The sequence below is a fragment of the Lysinibacillus sp. FSL P2-0066 genome, assembly GCF_037969495.1.
Lineage (GTDB): Bacteria > Bacillota > Bacilli > Bacillales_A > Planococcaceae > Lysinibacillus > Lysinibacillus boronitolerans.
This window is the reverse complement of record NZ_CP150202.1, coordinates 877,348-893,926: the sequence shown is the minus strand read 5'-3', so window position 1 is coordinate 893,926 and position 16,579 is coordinate 877,348. Positions and strand designations below refer to the sequence as shown.

Genomic DNA, 16,579 nt, shown 5'->3' with positions numbered 1-16,579 from the left:
AACGGGAGTTATCTTATGAGTAAAATCTATTTTAATGAACATCAACGTCAACTATTAGAAGCCAATCCCAATGTTGCTTCAGTATCTGACCGAGCGATTCAATATACACCTGAATTTAAAATTAAAGCAGTAAATGAGAACTTAGCTGGGAAAGGACCTACTCAAATCTTTATAGAAAATGGGTTTGATCTTGAAATGATTGGCCCTAAAAAAGCTAAATCAGCTTTGAAGCGTTGGAGAAATACTTTTAATCAATATGGAGAAAATGGTTTTTTGGAAGAACGTCGAGGAAAAGGAAGTACGGGAAGACCAACAACTAGTGAGTTATCCGCTGATAAGAAGCTAGAAAAAGCAGAGGCTCGTATTCGTTATCTCGAAGCTGAAATTGAATTACTAAAAAAGCTAGAGGAACTCGAAAGGAAGGCGAAGAAACACAAGTAGCTCCACATGAAAAATACGCAGTCATCAATGAAGTAATTCGTAAATATCAACTAATCAATAGTGTCTCTGAGCTATGTACTGTCGCACATGTTAGTCGCAGTGGTTATTATGCATGGCTGCGGAATACTGAAAAACATGCCATTCGAGAGAACAATGATTATGAGGATTATCTCTTTTTAAAGTGCATCTATGATGCATTCAAAGGGAAAGTTGGCTATCGTGGACTTTATATGAAAGTATGTGAATTACTTGAAAACCCAATGAACCCAAAGAAAATACGCCGTCTAATGCGCAAGTATAATTTCTTTGCGAAAGTGCGACGTGCAAACCCATATAAAAATATTGCAAAAGCTACTCAAGAACATAAGACATTACCAAATAGATTAAACCGTGAATTTACACAAGACGAGCCGGAAAAAGTATTTTTAACTGACATTACCTATTTAAAGTATCGAGGAAAAACAGCCTATCTATCCTGTGTTAATGATGTCGCTACACGTGAAATAGTGGCATATGAATTATCACAAACATTGAAAATGTCGATTGTTTACAATACTCTAGCAAAATTAGAAGAGAAATTAGGGAATAATATACATCCAGAAGCCATGATACACTCTGATCAAGGTTTCCATTACACGCATCCAGAATTTCAAAAAAGGGTGAAACAGATGAATTTGAAACAATCTATGTCACGTAGAGGGAACTGTATCGATAATGCACCAATGGAATCCTTCTTTGGACATATGAAAGATGAAATGGACTATAAAGAAGTTCATACATTTGAAGAACTAAAACAATTAGTTAATCAATATATGATTTTCTATAATGCATCAAGAAGACAATGGAATTTAAAAAAGATGACTCCGGCAGAATACCGAAGTCATCTAATCGCTGCTTAAATAGCAGGGTTACTTTTATTAAACTGTCCGAAATTTAGGGCGCAGTTCAAAGAAGGGCTAGCTTTTATATTTATACAACACAGAAATGAAGATATCCTTCGTGTTGAACACAAGCAGAAAAACATTCTCTTCATTACAAAATAGATATAATAGAATATTATCAGAAGTATTTTTAATTTCATTTTCATAACGATAAATTGCTTATGCATATCACCATCTATAAAAATAAATAAACAAATAAAGGGCAGAAGAATGCTCCGATAACAGCCGTTAAACCCATTGATAAGGAACCAACTGATAATTCCTGTTCCCCATATTCTCTTAATTTCACAAGACCTACCCCGTGTGAAGCACTTCCTACTGCCACTCCTCTACTCACAGCAGAGTCGATTTTGCCATACTTAATGACTAATGGTCCGATAATGGCCCCTACAAACCCTGCAATCATGACGAAAACAGCGGTTAAAGGAGGAATGCCACCAATCGTTTCGCTCACCTGCATTCCAACAGGCGTTGTTAACGATTTAGGTAATGCTGTGAGCATCCAGCCAGGTTCTACACCAATCCATTTTAGTAACACAAAAATTGTCACTAAGCCTGTTATCATGCCGATTAGGAGTCCTGATAAAATAGAGTACTTATATTTCATAATAATTGCTCGTTGATTATAGAGAGGATATGCAAGTGCCACCACAGCTGGCCCTAGCATTTTCTGAAGCCATTCCCCACCTTCCATATAAGTTGAATACGGAATATCAAACACAAGTAAAATCACTGCACTGACAATCGTAGTAGTGACCAAGGGAATCATGATAGGATGGGGAAAGCGTTGATAGAGCTTTGTAAATAAAATAAACATGATAATGGTACTAAGGACAACAGTTACTTCAATCAACAGTTAATTCCCCCTTTCCTTCTTCCACAGTAGTCTTCGAGCTTTCTTTTTTGGCCAATTCTCTTTTCTCAATAAGTTGTGTCAGCAATCCTGTTACATAAATAGAGATTAATGTACTAGCAATAACTGCTAAAATAATGAGCAGACCAGTGATTGACATGAGTTCTGGATAATCAATAACACCAACAGTTGCTGGAATGAAAAACAACGTTAAGATGCCAATTAAAAAACCTGCTCCGTCTTGTATATATTCAACCTTAATTATTTTAAAATTGAGTGAAAGTGCTAATAAAAGTAATCCAATGACGCTTCCTGGAAGAGGGATATGCAAGTAAGAAACAATGCCAACCCCCATGTAATAGAAAATAGTAAGTATCCCAATTTGCACAATAATCCGAACAACACGTAACAACAACGCAGCAAAATTTTCGTTCAACATTTCGCCACTTTTCACCCCCTATATCGTTCATTCTACATCTGCAGGAATTTTCTGTCTATTATAATTTTAGAAAAATAATTAGCAGTTACAGAAAAACCAACCCTTTCTATGGTACACTATTAAAATTCTTTTCCCTTTATAAATCACGATTTTACATATGTAAAATGTATTGTTGTTTTGTGATCCTCTTATACACTGACCGTTAAAATAACTTCCTTCTCTTGTTATTTTCAGCATCCTTGGCTCATTAGAAGCATTTCATTATATATTTTAATCACTATCTAGCAAATTTTTAAAATTTTCTATATAATCGAAAATTACACAAGATACTAGTTTGTATACTATTAAAATTTCTAAGGTGGGATTTTCGATTTTCTTTAAAACATTAAAACTCCAAACTCGCTTTGCCTATTACAGTAGTTTTTTAATTTTTATTATCGTCACTTTAGCTGGTCTACTTTTTTATGTAACCATTTCGGATGCATTACAAACACAAATTGGTAACAGAGCGCTATATTTGGCGGAAACAACAGCTAGTAGAGGCGATGTTATAGCAGCTTTTCACACAGACAACCCATCCGAGGTTCTGCAAAAAATTAGCAATGACATCATGCATGCTGCAAAAGCGACTTACGTGGTCATAGGAGATAAAGAAGGGATACGCTACACCCATCCGCTTGCTGATCGTATTGGCAAATCCATGGTGGGTGATGATAATGACAGGGCATTGAAAAAAGGTGAATCTTATATTTCAATTGCAAATGGTTCAATGGGACAATCAATTCGAGGCAAAGCACCTATTTTTGATACAAATGGCTCGATTATAGGTGTTGTGTCAATTGGCTACTTAACAAGTGAATTAGATCACTTATACCTTTTATACCTGGATAATATTTTTTATACGATGGTAATTGCACTAAGTATTGGTATTATCGGTTCTATATTTTTGTCCCGAAATATTAAAAAGCAAATTTTTAATTTGGAGCCAAATGAAATTGCAAATCTGTTAACAGAAAAAAATGTTTTAATTGAATCAGTTCGTGAAGCTATTATTACCGTAAATGATAAAGGTGAAATTACAACATTGAATAATGCTGCAGCCAATATCTTAAATCTTGCAAACAATACGACTATCATTGGTGATAATATCGAGCAACATATACCAAATACACATCTTCTTAATGTGTTAATGAACGGTGAAAAACAGTTAGATAAATTAATGAATATCAACGGTCATGAAATTATTGTAAATCGTGTTCCTATGAAGGTGAATGGTAAAATTGTCGGTGCTGTTGCAAGCTTCCGTTTACAATCAGAAATTGAGCAAATGGCTATCGAATTATCACAAGTAAAACAATACACGGAATCCTTACGTGCCCAAACACATGAATTTAAAAATGTCCTTTATACAATTTCAGGCCTTATTCAATTAAATGCATCCGAAGAAGCCCTATCTATTATTCATAAATAAGTACAAGGACATTCCTCTCTAACACAATTTATTACAAATCGTGTGAAAGACCCATTTTTAAATGGTTTAATTATTGGATTTTTTAACCGTGCTCGTGAATTAAAGATTCAATTGATTTTTGATGAGGATAGTTATTTAGAAAATTTTCCTGAAAATATCGAAAAAAGTCTGATCATTTCAATTATGGGTAATTTATTAACCAATGCTTTTGAAGAGGTTGAAAAAAATAAAGAGCAACAACGAATCGTCAGACTCTTTATCTTGGATAATGGCGAGGAAATCATCTTTGAAGTCGAGGACTCTGGTAATGGTTTAGCACAAGAAAAACTAGATGTACTATTTTCAGAAAATATTTCTACAAAAGATACTAAGCTCCGAGGCTACGGATTAAGGAAAGTAATTTCCAGCATCCATGATTTAAACGGCTCACTCGCTCTTGGAGAAGGCGATTTAGGCGGTGCCCTATTCATTGTATCTATTAGCAAAAGGGGGATTATCATTAATGAATGATATTGAAGTGCTAGTCATTGAAGACGATGTACGGGTAGCAGACGTACATTGTCGTTTTTTAGAGAAAATTGAAGGTTTCACAGTAATTGCGCGTGCCAACACTGGGGAAGAAGCTATAGACTGGCTTCAATCATTTTCACCACATCTTATATTACTGGATGTATTTTTACCAGATATTCTTGGAGTTGATTTAATAGATAAAATCAATGAATTAAGTCCAACAAGTAGCATCATTTTAATTACCGCAGCTACAGAGGCACATATTGTTCAAAAAGCTTATCTGAAAAATGTTACGGACTATATTTTAAAGCCATTTACATTCGATCAACTAAAAGAAAGTATAGAAAAATTCCGTTACAAGCATTTATTGCTGCAAAAGAACGAGAAATTTACACAAGAAAAAATTCAATATTTATGGCCAAAAGCAACTTTAACTATTCCTCAAGATACACCACTACTACCGAAAGGCATTGATTCAACAACAATGAATCATGTTATCAATTATTTAAGTACGATGGAAGATGGTAGTACAGCTGAACTATTAGGAAGAAATATCGGTGTTAGTCGTTCCACCGCTCGCCGCTATTTAGAATTTTTAGTTACACAAAAGCAGGCATACACTGAACTCACCTATGGTACAGTTGGTCGTCCTGAGCGACGATACTTTATTTCCAAATAAACTTTATGAACAAAATGATATTAATCCACATTATTAACACAATATTTAAACAATTCTGATATACGTTATAGTATTGGTAGCGCTAGATTGATAGCGCTACCATTTTATTTTTAAGGGGGATTTTTATGTGGAGGAAAATATCAAAAATAATGGTAGCTGGCTTACTATTTACTAGTTTGGTTGGCTGTTCAGCATCAAATGGAGAAACAACAGAAGGAAAGAAAACAAGTGATTATCCGAAAAGTAATATTACTATTGTTGCTCCATCTGGGGCTGGCGGTGGATGGGATTTAACAGCTCGTGCAATAGCAAAAACAATGAATGATACAGGTTTAATTGATAAGGCAATCCAAGTTGAGAACAAACCAGGCGGTGGTGGGGCTGCCTTTATGGCAACATTCGCTACAAAGGAAGTAAATAATGATTATATGTTGATGGTTAAATCGCCTCCTATTCTTATTAATCATGAAAAGGCTGAAGGAAATAGTAAATTTGGCTACAAAGACACTACACCTTTAGCGCAATTAACGCGCGACTATGGTGCAATCGTTGTTAAACAGGATTCTCCATTCCAAACGCTTGAAGATGTATTAAATGCACTGAAAACTTCGCCCAAAGATGTCACATTAGCAGGCGGCTCTGCACCAGGCTCTATGGATCATCTAGTGGGAATTATTCCAGCTTATAAATCAGGCATTGATTTAAAAACAATCAAATATGTTTCCTATGATGGGGGCGGTGAGGCCGTAACAGCTTTACTCGGAGGGAATGCAGATGTGATTGCAACAGATGCTTCTACAATTGCTACGTATGTTAAATCTGGAGATGTCCGTGTATTAGCTGTAAGTTCATCTGAACGCTTAGAGGGTGAGCTAGCTGAAGTTCCAACATTTAAAGAGGCTGGTATTGATGAAGAATTTACAATCTGGCGTGGTATTTTTGGTCCGAAAAATATGAGTGAAAATGCAGTTGCTTATTGGTCTGAAAAATTACAAGCAATGTCTGAATCAGAAGAATGGCAAGCTGAAGTAACACGTAATGGCTGGCAAGCCGAATACCGCAACGCTGAAGAATTTACAACCTACCTAGATAATCAAAATAAAATAATTGTTGAACTGTTAACAGCTCTTGGTATGCAAAAAAAGGAATAATATTTGTCAAGAAAAGGGACACAAGTATTTCAAAGAAATATAGAACTACTTGTGTAACCTTCTATTATTCTCTATGGAGGTGAAAACGATTGAACCACACATTTGATAAAGTATTTAGCATTATCTTACTCACACTAAGTATTTTATTTGTCTTTCAAGCAACACAAATTTCTGATAGTGCTTATGGATCTACTGTCGGTCCTAAAATATTTCCACTATGTTTAGGCATTATTTTAGGTTTATTAAGTCTTCAATTATTTTATGAATCGTGGAAAAATGCTGTGAGAGAACGAATCACAAGAGGACCAACACCATCTTCTAAAACCTCCTCTACAGAGCTTAAAAAGTTCTTAATCATTTTTGGAAGTGCTATTGCCTATGTATTTTTCCTTGAAAAAATAGGATATATGATTACTACATTTTTATTTTTGTGCATCAGTTTCCAAATGATGGAACGATCAAAACTGATCTATTCAATCATTATTGCAGCTGGTTTTTCACTGGGTGTCTATTATGTATTTACAGGTTTACTAGGAGGGTCTCTGCCTAGTTTTCCAACTTTTTAGTATAAAGGAGTGAACATATGTCAACATTGCAATTTTTAGTTGATGGATTTGCCATTGCCTTCCAATGGCAAAATCTTCTATTCGCTCTTGTTGGTGTTATAATTGGAACAGCAGTTGGTGTACTTCCGGGGATCGGTCCCATGAGTGGTGTTGCTTTATTAATCCCTGTTACAGCAACCATTACAGCTGGCTTACCAACGGAAGCGGCAGCTACAAGCTCAATTATTTTACTTGCAGGAGTATATTATGGAGCCATGTATGGTGGCTCAACTACTTCTATTTTGTTAAATACGCCTGGTGAATCCTCATCCGTTGTCACAACATTGGATGGCTATCAAATGGCGAAGCAAGGCCGTGCTGGAAGTGCTCTTTCTATCGCAGCCATCGGTTCATTTTGTGCTGGGGTAGTAGCGTTACTAGGTCTGATATTATTAGCGAACCCCCTTTCAAAATTAGCATTAAAATTCGGACCAGCAGAATACTTTTCGTTAATGTTACTAGGGCTGGCGGCAGTAAGTGGACTTGCAGGACGCTCTATAACAAAAGCTTTAATTATGACTGCCTTAGGACTTATGCTCGGCACAGTAGGTATCGATGCAGTATCCGGTATCGAACGTTTTACATTTGGTCAGCCGATGCTATTCTCTGGTATTGAATTTTTAACGATTGCTGTTGGTTTATTTGCGTTAGGTGAAGTGTTTAAAACGATTCTTGAAAAAGACGAAGAAGATGGTCAAATAGCAAAAATTAATCGTGTATTACCAACAAAGCAAGATTTAAAAGATAGTGCTGTTCCGATTGCCCGTGGCTCATTATTAGGTTTTTTCATTGGTGTATTGCCTGGCGCGGGCGCAACCCTTGCCTCATTCTTTTCTTATATTACCGAAAAAAAATTCAGTAAAACACCTGAGCAATTCGGAAAAGGCCATATTGCTGGTGTAGCTGGACCTGAATCAGCTAACAATGCGGCATCAGGCGGTGCAATGATTCCATTGCTAACATTAGGAATTCCTGGTTCAGGTACTACAGCTATTTTAATGGGTGCACTTATTATGTACAATATCCAGCCAGGTCCCCTATTATTCGAAGAGCATCCTCAAGTTGCTTGGGGATTGATTGCTAGTATGTTTATTGGGAATTTAATGTTATTAGCATTAAACATGCCATTGGTCCGTATTTTTGCAAAAATCATAGAAACACCTAAAAAATATTTATTGCCAATTATTATCGCCATTTCAATTTTTGGTGTTTATGCTGTACAATTCGCTACTTTTGATTTGTATCTATTACTAGCTTGTGGTGTACTTGGTTATTTATTTGCTAAAAATGATTATCCAGTAGCACCATTAGTCCTTGCACTTGTACTAGGGCCGATGATTGAAAATAATATGCGCCGTGCATTAACTATCTCTAATGGAGATTTTTCTATTTTTGTATCAAAGCCTTTATCTCTCACATTTTTAGTAGTAGCGATTTCTTGGTTACTTATACCACTGTTCATGAAAATGCGTGGAAAAAATGTTCTTATTAACGAAGAAGGTTAAAATATATAAAATCCACTATACATAATTCCCATATAGTGGATTTTTATTTTTTCCTATAATGCGTGACCAGAGCCGCCATCAATATTAATAGCTGTTCCTGTAACATAGCTTGCCGCATCAGATACTAAAAAAGTGATAACGTTTGCTGCTTCTTGCGTATCACCTACACGACCAAGCGGAATTGCTTGCCCCACTTTACGAGAATATTCTTCCCACGATAAATTGGGTTCTTCCTTTTTCCATTTCTTTTCAATTTGATCACTACGAATCAGTCCTATACATACAGAGTTTACTCGAATATTATTCTTCCCTAAATCCTTGCTCATCGCTTTTGTCAAGGCAAGACCAGCAGCACGACTTACAGTAGTAGGAAGTGAGCTTGCAGGTGGCGTTTTCGCCATCACCGCTGTCACATTAACGATTGCACCGCCCCCAGCCTTACGCATATATGGAGCTGCATATTTTGAACAATGAATAGCTCCAAATACCTTTAGATCTAAATCTGCCTGCCACAGCTCACTACTCACCGTTTCAAAGGGATTCGCTGAAGCTGTACCTGCATTATTAATAAGAATATCAACACGTCCATAATGTTCTACAGTACGCTCGATTAGATATTTACAATCTTTTTCTTTTGTAATGTCAGTTGGAACAATTAAAACATCTACGCCTGTTTCATTTTTTATGCATCCAGCAGCCACTTGTAGTTGTTTTTCACCACGAGCGCAAAGTACAACCTTTGCACCCTCTTTAACAAGCTGCATGGCTGTATAATAGCCAATCCCTTTACTCGATCCTGTTATAATTGCTACTTTCCCTGTTAAATTAAGCTCCATTATTAAATCCTCCTTACTTTCTACAATGCTATCATTATAGCATTTATCGATTATTCAGAATAATCAAAGGAACTTGTAAATGATAGAATAAATATTTGATGGCAATAGTGTTACGGAATTTTTTCCATAAGGAGCTACTTTTTACTTATCATTGTGTTTTCTAACTACATGCTAACTATTATTTCGTTCTTATTTTTCTGCACCTAATGCACGAGGCACCATCGTTTCTACTAATCGTTTTCATCCTCATATAGTATTTTTTAGCTCTATACCAAAAAACGACTGTATTCTCTCCTCTGACATTATTTCATGTACAGTACCCTATACAACATCCTTATCCTTTGCCGTCATCAAAACCCGACCAGCTATAAAAAGGTATGATTAGGGGTTCTAAGTCAAATGTTGGGGTGGTGTAATCTTTTAACACATTAACCCAGATGAACTCCGATTTCTTTATACTTTAAATTTAATAAGATTTTTGCTCGAAAGTGATCGAAACGCTGAAAGCCATATGCATTCCGTTTCATCACTTTTGTTTTATTATTAATGCCTTCCAAGAAGCCATTGGAATAACCAAAACTAAAGCTATTTAAGATTTCTACTTGCCAGTTCTTCAATGTTTGAATGGCTTTTAAGAAAGCTGGTAATTTTGTCTCTTCTACCTTACGGTAAAAAGCTAGTAATCGCTTCTTCACTTCTACAACATCATTTTTTGTCTTTGCCCAATCAAACCATTCACAATAGGCTTCCTTTAATTCATGAGCTACTTTTAATGTTTCAGACATTTCTGTATAACGCTGTAAGTACCACTGTTGTTTCGGTGATAATTTAGATGCACGTTTATACAATACATGACGCATACGTTTACACTTTGTACGATTGTATTTGTCCCATTCTTTTTGTACTTGTCGGCGCACTTCATCCATTGCCCAATAGATATAACGGCTAAAATGAAACCGGTCTGCCACAATAACAGGTCGACCTAGCGCTTGACGAACAGCTGCTTTAAAACTTGGATTCATATCCATGACCACTATCTCAACATCTGCTCCATACTGACTTAGGTAATTTTTTATGGTTTCTTTTTTACGATTCGGTAAAATATCAATCGGTTCGCGCGTCTCCGCATTCGCAATGATTAACTGATACGTACCTGCATCTGTATCGCCTTTATACTCATCAATCGCAATTGCTTTTGGTAAACGTACACCCTCTACTAATTGTTTTTTCGCTACCTTTTTAAAACGGCGAATAACCGTCGTGGTTGATGTACCTAGCACTTCTGCAGCTTCTTTAAATGTTTTAGCTTTAATAGCACGTATACTCACTACTTGATTCCATTCCTTTGAGTAACGTTGATATTTATCTACGAAGGGGGATTTTTCAGAGAAACGCTTTCCACAATCACAAACATAACGACGACGTTTATAGAAAAGAATAGTTAAACGTTCAAACCATTTTAAATGATTGATCTTTTGTATACGGTAATCGTGAACCTTCGATGTTTTTTTTTCACAAACTGGACATGGATGCGTGCACTTAGGCAATTGCACATACAATGCGATTCGATCGCCTACTTCTTCTACTTTCGTAATCTCTACATCTTTTAATCCTGGGATATTCATGTTAAAATTCATTTGCACAGTTCACCTTTCTATTACTTGTTTCTCGACAATTCAAGTATATATAAATCAGTGAATCTGTGCTTTTTTTATGCGTGTAATTGTGTAAATACCCCAAAAAATATTATAGAACCTGATTAGGACAATACGTGTAAATAATTGAACCAGAGCTAATAAAAAGGAGTGTAGTTAAGTGAATGATCCATCCGCTTTAACTACACTCCTTTATTCAAATTATTTTTTTGCTACAATGTGGATTGGGTTGCCAAGTAATACTTCAGCAGTTTCCATTGTAATTTCACCTAATGTTGGGTGAGCGTGAATTGTTAATGCAATATCCTCAGCAGTCATGCCGCCTTCAATCGCTAAGCCCATTTCAGCGATCATATCAGATGCACCAGCACCTACGATTTGAGCACCAATTAATAAGCCATCTTCTTTACGAGCAACAAGCTTCACGAAACCTTCTGATTGGTTTAATGCAAGAGCACGACCATTTGCTGCGAATGGGAATTTCGCTGCAGTGTATTCGATGCCTTCTGCTTTTGCTTGTTCTTCGTTGTAACCAACTGTCGCCATTTCTGGATCTGTGAAACATACAGCAGGTACAGCAAGATAATCAACTACTGATTTTTCACCAGCAATTGCTTCAGCAGCAACTTTACCTTCGTAAGATGCTTTATGTGCAAGTTGAGGACCTGCAACGATATCACCAATTGCATAGATGTTTGGAATATTTGTACGACATTGTTTGTCAACATTGATTAGACCACGTTCACCGAATTCAACTCCGATTTCAGCAAGGCCCATTTCATCTGTATTTGGACGACGACCTACAGTTACTAATACATAATCAGCTTCAACTTTTTTCTCTTCTCCGCCAACTTCATAAGTTACTACAACGCCGTTTTCAGTTTCTTCTACGCCTTTTGCAGATGCGTTAACTTCAATTTCAACGCCTTTCTTTTTAAGGCCTTTTTTCACGATTTGTGTCATTTGTTTTTCGAAGCCAGCTAAAATATCTTTTCCGCCTTCAATAATTGTTACTTGAGAGCCAAGGTTTGCGTAAGCAGATCCTAACTCTGTACCAATATAACCGCCACCGATAACAACTAATTTACCAGGAACTTCCTGTAAAGAAAGTGCACCAGTAGAATTTAATACGTGATCAGTGAATTTGAATGTTGGAATTTCAACTGGACGAGAACCTGTTGCAATAATGACATTGTTAAATGTGTAAGTTTGAGCAGATTCACCATTGATGATACGCACTGAATGAGCGTCAACGAAATAAGCTTCACCTTGTACAATTTCAACTTTGTTCCCTTTAAGTAAGCCTTCAACACCGCCAGTTAATTTTTTAACAACGCTGTCTTTAAATGCTTGTGCTTTTGAGAAGTCTAATTTCACATCAGAAGCGATGATTCCCATGTCATCTGAATGTTTAGCTTGCTCAAAACGGTGACCTACTGAAATTAATGCTTTTGATGGGATACAACCTACATTTAAGCACACACCACCAAGTACATTTTTTTCAACGATTGTTACTTTTTGGCCAGTTTGAGCTGCACGAATTGCTGCTACATATCCTCCAGGACCTGAACCAATGACAAGAGTATCTGTTTCGATTGGGAAATCTCCTACTACCATTTTTGTTACGCCTCCATTAATAATAATTCTGGCTCACTTAACAAACGCTTTAAGTGATTTAAAGCATTTTGCGCAGTGGCTCCATCGATCATACGATGATCAAAGCTCAATGATAATGCTAACACAGGTGCGGCTACAATTTCACCATTTTTTATTACAGGTTTTTCTGAAATTCGACCAATACCTAGAATTGCTACTTCAGGATGGTTAATTACTGGTGTGAACCATTGTCCTCCTGCAGAGCCGATATTCGTAATGGACATGGAAGCACCTTTCATTTCATGTGGTGCTAGCTTCCCTTCACGGGCTTTCGTCGCTAATTCATTGATTTCATTAGACACTGCAAATACAGATTTACGATCTGCATGCTTAATAACCGGTACTAGTAAGCCTCTTTCAGTATCTGCAGCAATACCAATGTTATAGTAATGCTTTTGGATAATTTCTTGTGTTGCATCATCTAAAGAGCGATTAAATTCTGGGAACTCGCGTAAAGTTGAAATAAGTGCTTTCACTACATATGGTAAGTATGTTAATTTAACACCTTTTTCAGCAGCGATATCTTTGAATTTTTTACGATGTGCTACAAGAGCTGTTACATCGACTTCATCCATTAGTGTAACATGAGGAGCCGTTTGTTTCGAGTGTACCATTGCTTTTGCAATCGCTTTTCGAATACCTGACATTTTCTCACGAGTCTCTGGGAAATCCCCTTCAAGAACTACTGGTGCTGCTGGTGCAGACGTTTCTTGTTGAACTGTTTCTTCTGATGCTTCGATAGTTGCAGTTTCGGCCTCTACAGTGCCGCCACCTTTTAAGAAGTTTTCAATATCTTCTTTAAGGATTCGACCGTTTTTGCCTGTACCCTTCACTTCACGGATATTTACATCGTTATCACGGGCAAATTTACGTACAGAAGGCATCGCAATCACACGTTTAGTTTCATCAACTACTGTCTCCACTTTTTCTGTAGCTTTTTCAGGAGCGTTTTCTGGTGCCTTTTCCTCTTTAGCAGGAGCTTTCTCTACGTTCTGACCAGATTCAGCAGTTGCTTGAACTTGTGCCTCTGTTTTTGCTTCAGCATGATCGTCACCTTTTAGCTTTAAGTCTTCATAGCCAGGTGCGTCAAATCGGATTAAAACATCACCAACAACGGCAACTGTTCCTTCTCCTACTAAAACTTCCTCTACTGTTCCTTCAACTGGTGAAGGGATTTCTACTACCGCTTTATCATTTTGTACTTCACAAAGAATATCGTCTTCTTTTACTGTATCTCCAGCTTTAACGAACCATTTCACAATCTCGCCTTCGTGAATACCCTCGCCAATATCCGGTAATCTGAATTCAAATGCCATGTGTACCCATCCTTTCTATTTACTGTTGTTCAAGTTTAGAAGCTTTATTAGAATGTTAAAACTTTTTTCGCTGTTTCCATTACATCTTTGTAGTTTGGTAACCAAACACCTTCAGCTTGTGGGAATGGGTACACAGTATCTGGTGCAGCCACACGAAGAACAGGAGCCTCTAAGCTTAAAATTGCACGCTCTGTAATTTCTGCTACTACGTTTGCAGCGATCCCTGCTTGTTTTTGAGCTTCTTGGACAACGATTGCACGACCTGTTTTTTCAACAGATGCGATAATTGTTTCCACATCGATTGGTTGAATTGTACGTAAGTCAATTACTTCTACAGAATGTCCTTCTTTTTCAAGTTCTTCTGCAGCCTTTAAGCTTTCATGAACCATTAAACCGTAAGCAACAATTGTTAAATCAGTACCTTCACGTTTTACATCCGCTTTTCCTAGTGGAATTTCGTATGCTTCCTCAGGCACTTCTTCACGGAATGAACGGTATAGTTTTAAATGCTCTAAGAAAATAACTGGGTTGTCATTACGAATAGAAGAAATAAGTAAACCTTTTGCATCATATGGTGTTGATGGAACAACAACTGTTAGTCCTGGTTGTGCTGTCATTAAGCTTTCTAAGCTATCTGAGTGCATTTCAGGTGTGTGTACACCACCACCAAATGGTGAACGGATTGTTACTGGAGCATTGTAGACGCCACCACTACGGTAGCTCATACGTGCTAGCTGGCCACTAATTGAATCCATTACTTCATAAACGAAACCAAAGAATTGAATTTCAGGAACTGGACGGAATCCTTGAAGAGAAAGGCCAACTGCTAAGCCACCAATACCTGATTCTGCTAATGGTGTATCAAATACGCGGTCAACCCCAAATTCTTTTTGTAGGCCTTCTGTCGCGCGGAATACCCCACCGTTGACACCTACATCTTCCCCGAATACAAGAACGTTTTCATCATTCTTTAATTCTGTGCGAAGTGCATCTGTAATTGCTTGAATCATCGTCATTTGTGCCATAGGTTATTTCGACTCCTTCTCTTTATAGATTTCATACTGTTCTTTTAGATTAGATGGCATTTCGCCTTTATACATATTTTCCATTAATTCTGTTACTTTTTGTTTTGGAGCAGCATCTGCTTTTTTGATTGCTTCTTTAATTTCTTCTTTTGCTCGCTCAATAACTGCTTCTTCTTTTTTCTCATCCCATATACCTTTTGCTTCTAGGTATTTACGGAAGCGAACGAGAGGATCTTTTTGAGCCCATTCATTATCTGTATCAGAAGTACGGTAACGAGTTGGGTCATCCCCAGCCATTGTATGAGGACCATAACGGTAACACATTGTTTCAATTAATGTTGGGCCTTCACCATTAACCGCACGCTCACGAGCATCACGAGTTGCTACATAAACTGCAAGCGCATCCATTCCATCTACTAAAATACTTGGTAAGCCTGCTGCTACACCTTTTTGTGCAATTGTTTTAGCAGCTGTTTGCAATTCACGAGGTGTTGAGATTGCATATTGGTTATTTTGTACGATGAAGATTGCTGGAGATTTAAATGCACCTGCAAAGTTAATGCCTTCATAGAAGTCCCCTTGAGAAGATCCACCGTCACCTGTATAAGTTACTGCAACAGCTTTTTTCCCACGTTTTTTAATACCAAGTGCCACCCCAGCAGCTTGAATATACTGTGCACCGATAATAATTTGTGGAGCTAAAACGTTTACACCTTCAGGAACCTGGTTCCCAATGAAGTGACCACGTGAGAATAAAAATGCTTTTTCAAGAGGTAAGCCATGCCATACAATTTGCGGTACATCACGATAACCTGGTAAAATCCAATCTTCTTGTTCTAATGCAAAGTGAGAAGCAAGTTGTGAAGCTTCTTGACCAGCAGTCGGTGCATAGAAGCCTAAACGGCCTTGACGATTTAATGAGATTGAACGTTGATCTAAAATACGTGTGTAAACCATACGCGTCATTAACTCAACAAGTTCCTCATCTGATAATTTCGGATCTGCCTCTTTATTTATAATTTCGCCTTCTTCATTCAAAATTTGAAACATTTCAAACTTATCTTCGATTTCAGTTAGCGTTTGTTTAGCATCAAAAATATTATTGTTTTTCTTGCTCATTTGTCACATCTCCCTTTCAGCTGTATTAAAATAAATCACCTTTTTAACTAGTACAACTTATTCTTGACACTCAGTATACTGAATAAAATACTGTCGGTCAATCATCTATTACTGCTATATACAAAGATTTTTTCTAGAATAACAATCAAACGCCGCTGTCCTATACTGTATTACTAATATTCAAATTCTGTATTACAACACCTTGCTCACACCATACAACTGTTACGTTTTCCAATAGGTTTTCCCCTAGTAGAATACCCCATTCTCGAAAATCTAATAGCATTAGAAAAATTTTTTGAGTATATTCAAATAAGGTCTTTTTTCATGGGATTGTACGAAAACGTGATGTATACTTATTAATAAGCACTACAAAGTTG

At 36.9% G+C, this 16,579-nt stretch carries 15 protein-coding genes; 7 read left to right on the top strand and 8 right to left on the bottom strand.

Annotated elements, in window-relative coordinates; translation table 11 throughout:
- Nucleotides 1–15 precede the first annotated feature (15 nt).
- Nucleotides 16–1,340 (top strand): IS3 family transposase gene (locus MKZ14_RS04190; protein WP_339280636.1). Its coding sequence is split into 2 segments (ribosomal slippage): nt 16–394 and nt 394–1,340, totalling 1,326 coding nucleotides; the frame shifts between segments, so codons are not numbered across the junction.
- Nucleotides 1,341–1,557: 217 nt separating this feature from the next.
- Here MKZ14_RS04190 and MKZ14_RS04185 read toward each other — a convergent pair.
- Nucleotides 1,558–2,235: an LrgB family protein gene (locus MKZ14_RS04185; RefSeq protein ID WP_333006606.1), complete on the bottom strand. Its 678-nt coding sequence runs from the start codon at nt 2,233–2,235 to the stop codon at nt 1,558–1,560.
- Nucleotides 2,228–2,674, bottom strand: coding sequence for a CidA/LrgA family protein (locus MKZ14_RS04180; protein ID WP_036077057.1), 447 nt, complete (start codon nt 2,672–2,674; stop codon nt 2,228–2,230). Before MKZ14_RS04180 ends, MKZ14_RS04185 begins: the two co-directional genes overlap by 8 nt.
- A 334-nt stretch (nt 2,675–3,008) precedes the next feature.
- Between MKZ14_RS04180 and MKZ14_RS04175 the strand changes: the two genes are divergently transcribed.
- The 6 genes from MKZ14_RS04175 to MKZ14_RS04150 all read left to right on the top strand — a co-directional run bounded on the left by MKZ14_RS04175 (nt 3,009) and on the right by MKZ14_RS04150 (nt 8,595).
- On the top strand, nt 3,009–4,145 hold the full coding sequence (locus MKZ14_RS04175) for a sensor histidine kinase (RefSeq protein WP_333006607.1): 1,137 nt from the start codon (nt 3,009–3,011) through the stop codon (nt 4,143–4,145).
- Nucleotides 4,146–4,187: 42 nt separating this feature from the next.
- Complete coding sequence (locus MKZ14_RS04170; RefSeq protein ID WP_333006608.1) at nt 4,188–4,655, top strand: ATP-binding protein; 468 nt, start codon at nt 4,188–4,190, stop codon at nt 4,653–4,655.
- A complete protein-coding gene (locus MKZ14_RS04165) occupies nt 4,648–5,334 on the top strand; it encodes a response regulator (protein ID WP_016995009.1) in 687 nt (228 codons plus the stop codon). The genes MKZ14_RS04170 and MKZ14_RS04165 overlap by 8 nt, the downstream gene beginning before the upstream one ends.
- Nucleotides 5,335–5,459: 125 nt before the next feature.
- On the top strand, nt 5,460–6,485 hold the full coding sequence (locus MKZ14_RS04160) for a tripartite tricarboxylate transporter substrate-binding protein (RefSeq protein ID WP_026023527.1): 1,026 nt from the start codon (nt 5,460–5,462) through the stop codon (nt 6,483–6,485).
- A gap of 89 nt (nt 6,486–6,574) precedes the next feature.
- Nucleotides 6,575–7,051 (top strand): tripartite tricarboxylate transporter TctB family protein, encoded by a 477-nt coding sequence (locus tag MKZ14_RS04155; protein WP_333006609.1) that lies wholly within the window; start codon nt 6,575–6,577, stop codon nt 7,049–7,051.
- 17 nt (nt 7,052–7,068) lie between these two features.
- Entirely contained in the window at nt 7,069–8,595 is a 1,527-nt protein-coding gene (locus tag MKZ14_RS04150; protein WP_036077051.1) for a tripartite tricarboxylate transporter permease, read from the top strand.
- A gap of 53 nt (nt 8,596–8,648) precedes the next feature.
- On the opposite strand, the gene MKZ14_RS04145 is transcribed toward MKZ14_RS04150, so the two are convergent.
- The 6 genes from MKZ14_RS04145 to pdhA form a co-directional block, all read right to left on the bottom strand.
- Entirely contained in the window at nt 8,649–9,431 is a 783-nt protein-coding gene (locus MKZ14_RS04145; RefSeq protein WP_016995007.1) for an SDR family oxidoreductase, read from the bottom strand.
- A 428-nt stretch (nt 9,432–9,859) separates the two neighbouring features.
- Nucleotides 9,860–11,074: an ISL3 family transposase gene (locus tag MKZ14_RS04140; protein WP_333007013.1), complete on the bottom strand. Its 1,215-nt coding sequence runs from the start codon at nt 11,072–11,074 to the stop codon at nt 9,860–9,862.
- Nucleotides 11,075–11,287: 213 nt separating this feature from the next.
- A complete protein-coding gene (lpdA, locus tag MKZ14_RS04135; protein ID WP_333006610.1) occupies nt 11,288–12,703 on the bottom strand; it encodes a dihydrolipoyl dehydrogenase in 1,416 nt (471 codons plus the stop codon).
- A gap of 5 nt (nt 12,704–12,708) precedes the next feature.
- Nucleotides 12,709–14,058 carry a dihydrolipoamide acetyltransferase family protein gene (locus MKZ14_RS04130; RefSeq protein ID WP_016995005.1) on the bottom strand — a complete coding sequence of 450 codons (1,350 nt, stop codon included), beginning with the start codon at nt 14,056–14,058 and terminating at the stop codon, nt 12,709–12,711.
- Nucleotides 14,059–14,105: 47 nt separating this feature from the next.
- The gene (locus MKZ14_RS04125) at nt 14,106–15,083 is read right to left on the bottom strand and encodes an alpha-ketoacid dehydrogenase subunit beta (protein ID WP_004224734.1); all 978 of its coding nucleotides are present in this window, start codon (nt 15,081–15,083) and stop codon (nt 14,106–14,108) included.
- Between the two features lie 3 nt (nt 15,084–15,086).
- Nucleotides 15,087–16,202: a pyruvate dehydrogenase (acetyl-transferring) E1 component subunit alpha gene (gene pdhA / locus MKZ14_RS04120; RefSeq protein WP_258859607.1), complete on the bottom strand. Its 1,116-nt coding sequence runs from the start codon at nt 16,200–16,202 to the stop codon at nt 15,087–15,089.
- Nucleotides 16,203–16,579: the final 377 nt, after the last annotated feature.

Coding starts and splice junctions, on each gene's coding strand:
- MKZ14_RS04150 (WP_036077051.1), top strand. CDS start 7,069: ATGTCAACATTGCAATTTTTAGTTGATGGATTTGCCATTGCCTTCCAA.
- pdhA (WP_258859607.1), bottom strand. CDS start 16,202: ATGAGCAAGAAAAACAATAATATTTTTGATGCTAAACAAACGCTAACT.
- MKZ14_RS04165 (WP_016995009.1), top strand. CDS start 4,648: ATGAATGATATTGAAGTGCTAGTCATTGAAGACGATGTACGGGTAGCA.
- MKZ14_RS04145 (WP_016995007.1), bottom strand. CDS start 9,431: ATGGAGCTTAATTTAACAGGGAAAGTAGCAATTATAACAGGATCGAGT.
- MKZ14_RS04125 (WP_004224734.1), bottom strand. CDS start 15,083: ATGGCACAAATGACGATGATTCAAGCAATTACAGATGCACTTCGCACA.
- lpdA (WP_333006610.1), bottom strand. CDS start 12,703: ATGGTAGTAGGAGATTTCCCAATCGAAACAGATACTCTTGTCATTGGT.
- MKZ14_RS04180 (WP_036077057.1), bottom strand. CDS start 2,674: ATGTTGAACGAAAATTTTGCTGCGTTGTTGTTACGTGTTGTTCGGATT.
- MKZ14_RS04160 (WP_026023527.1), top strand. CDS start 5,460: ATGTGGAGGAAAATATCAAAAATAATGGTAGCTGGCTTACTATTTACT.
- MKZ14_RS04130 (WP_016995005.1), bottom strand. CDS start 14,058: ATGGCATTTGAATTCAGATTACCGGATATTGGCGAGGGTATTCACGAA.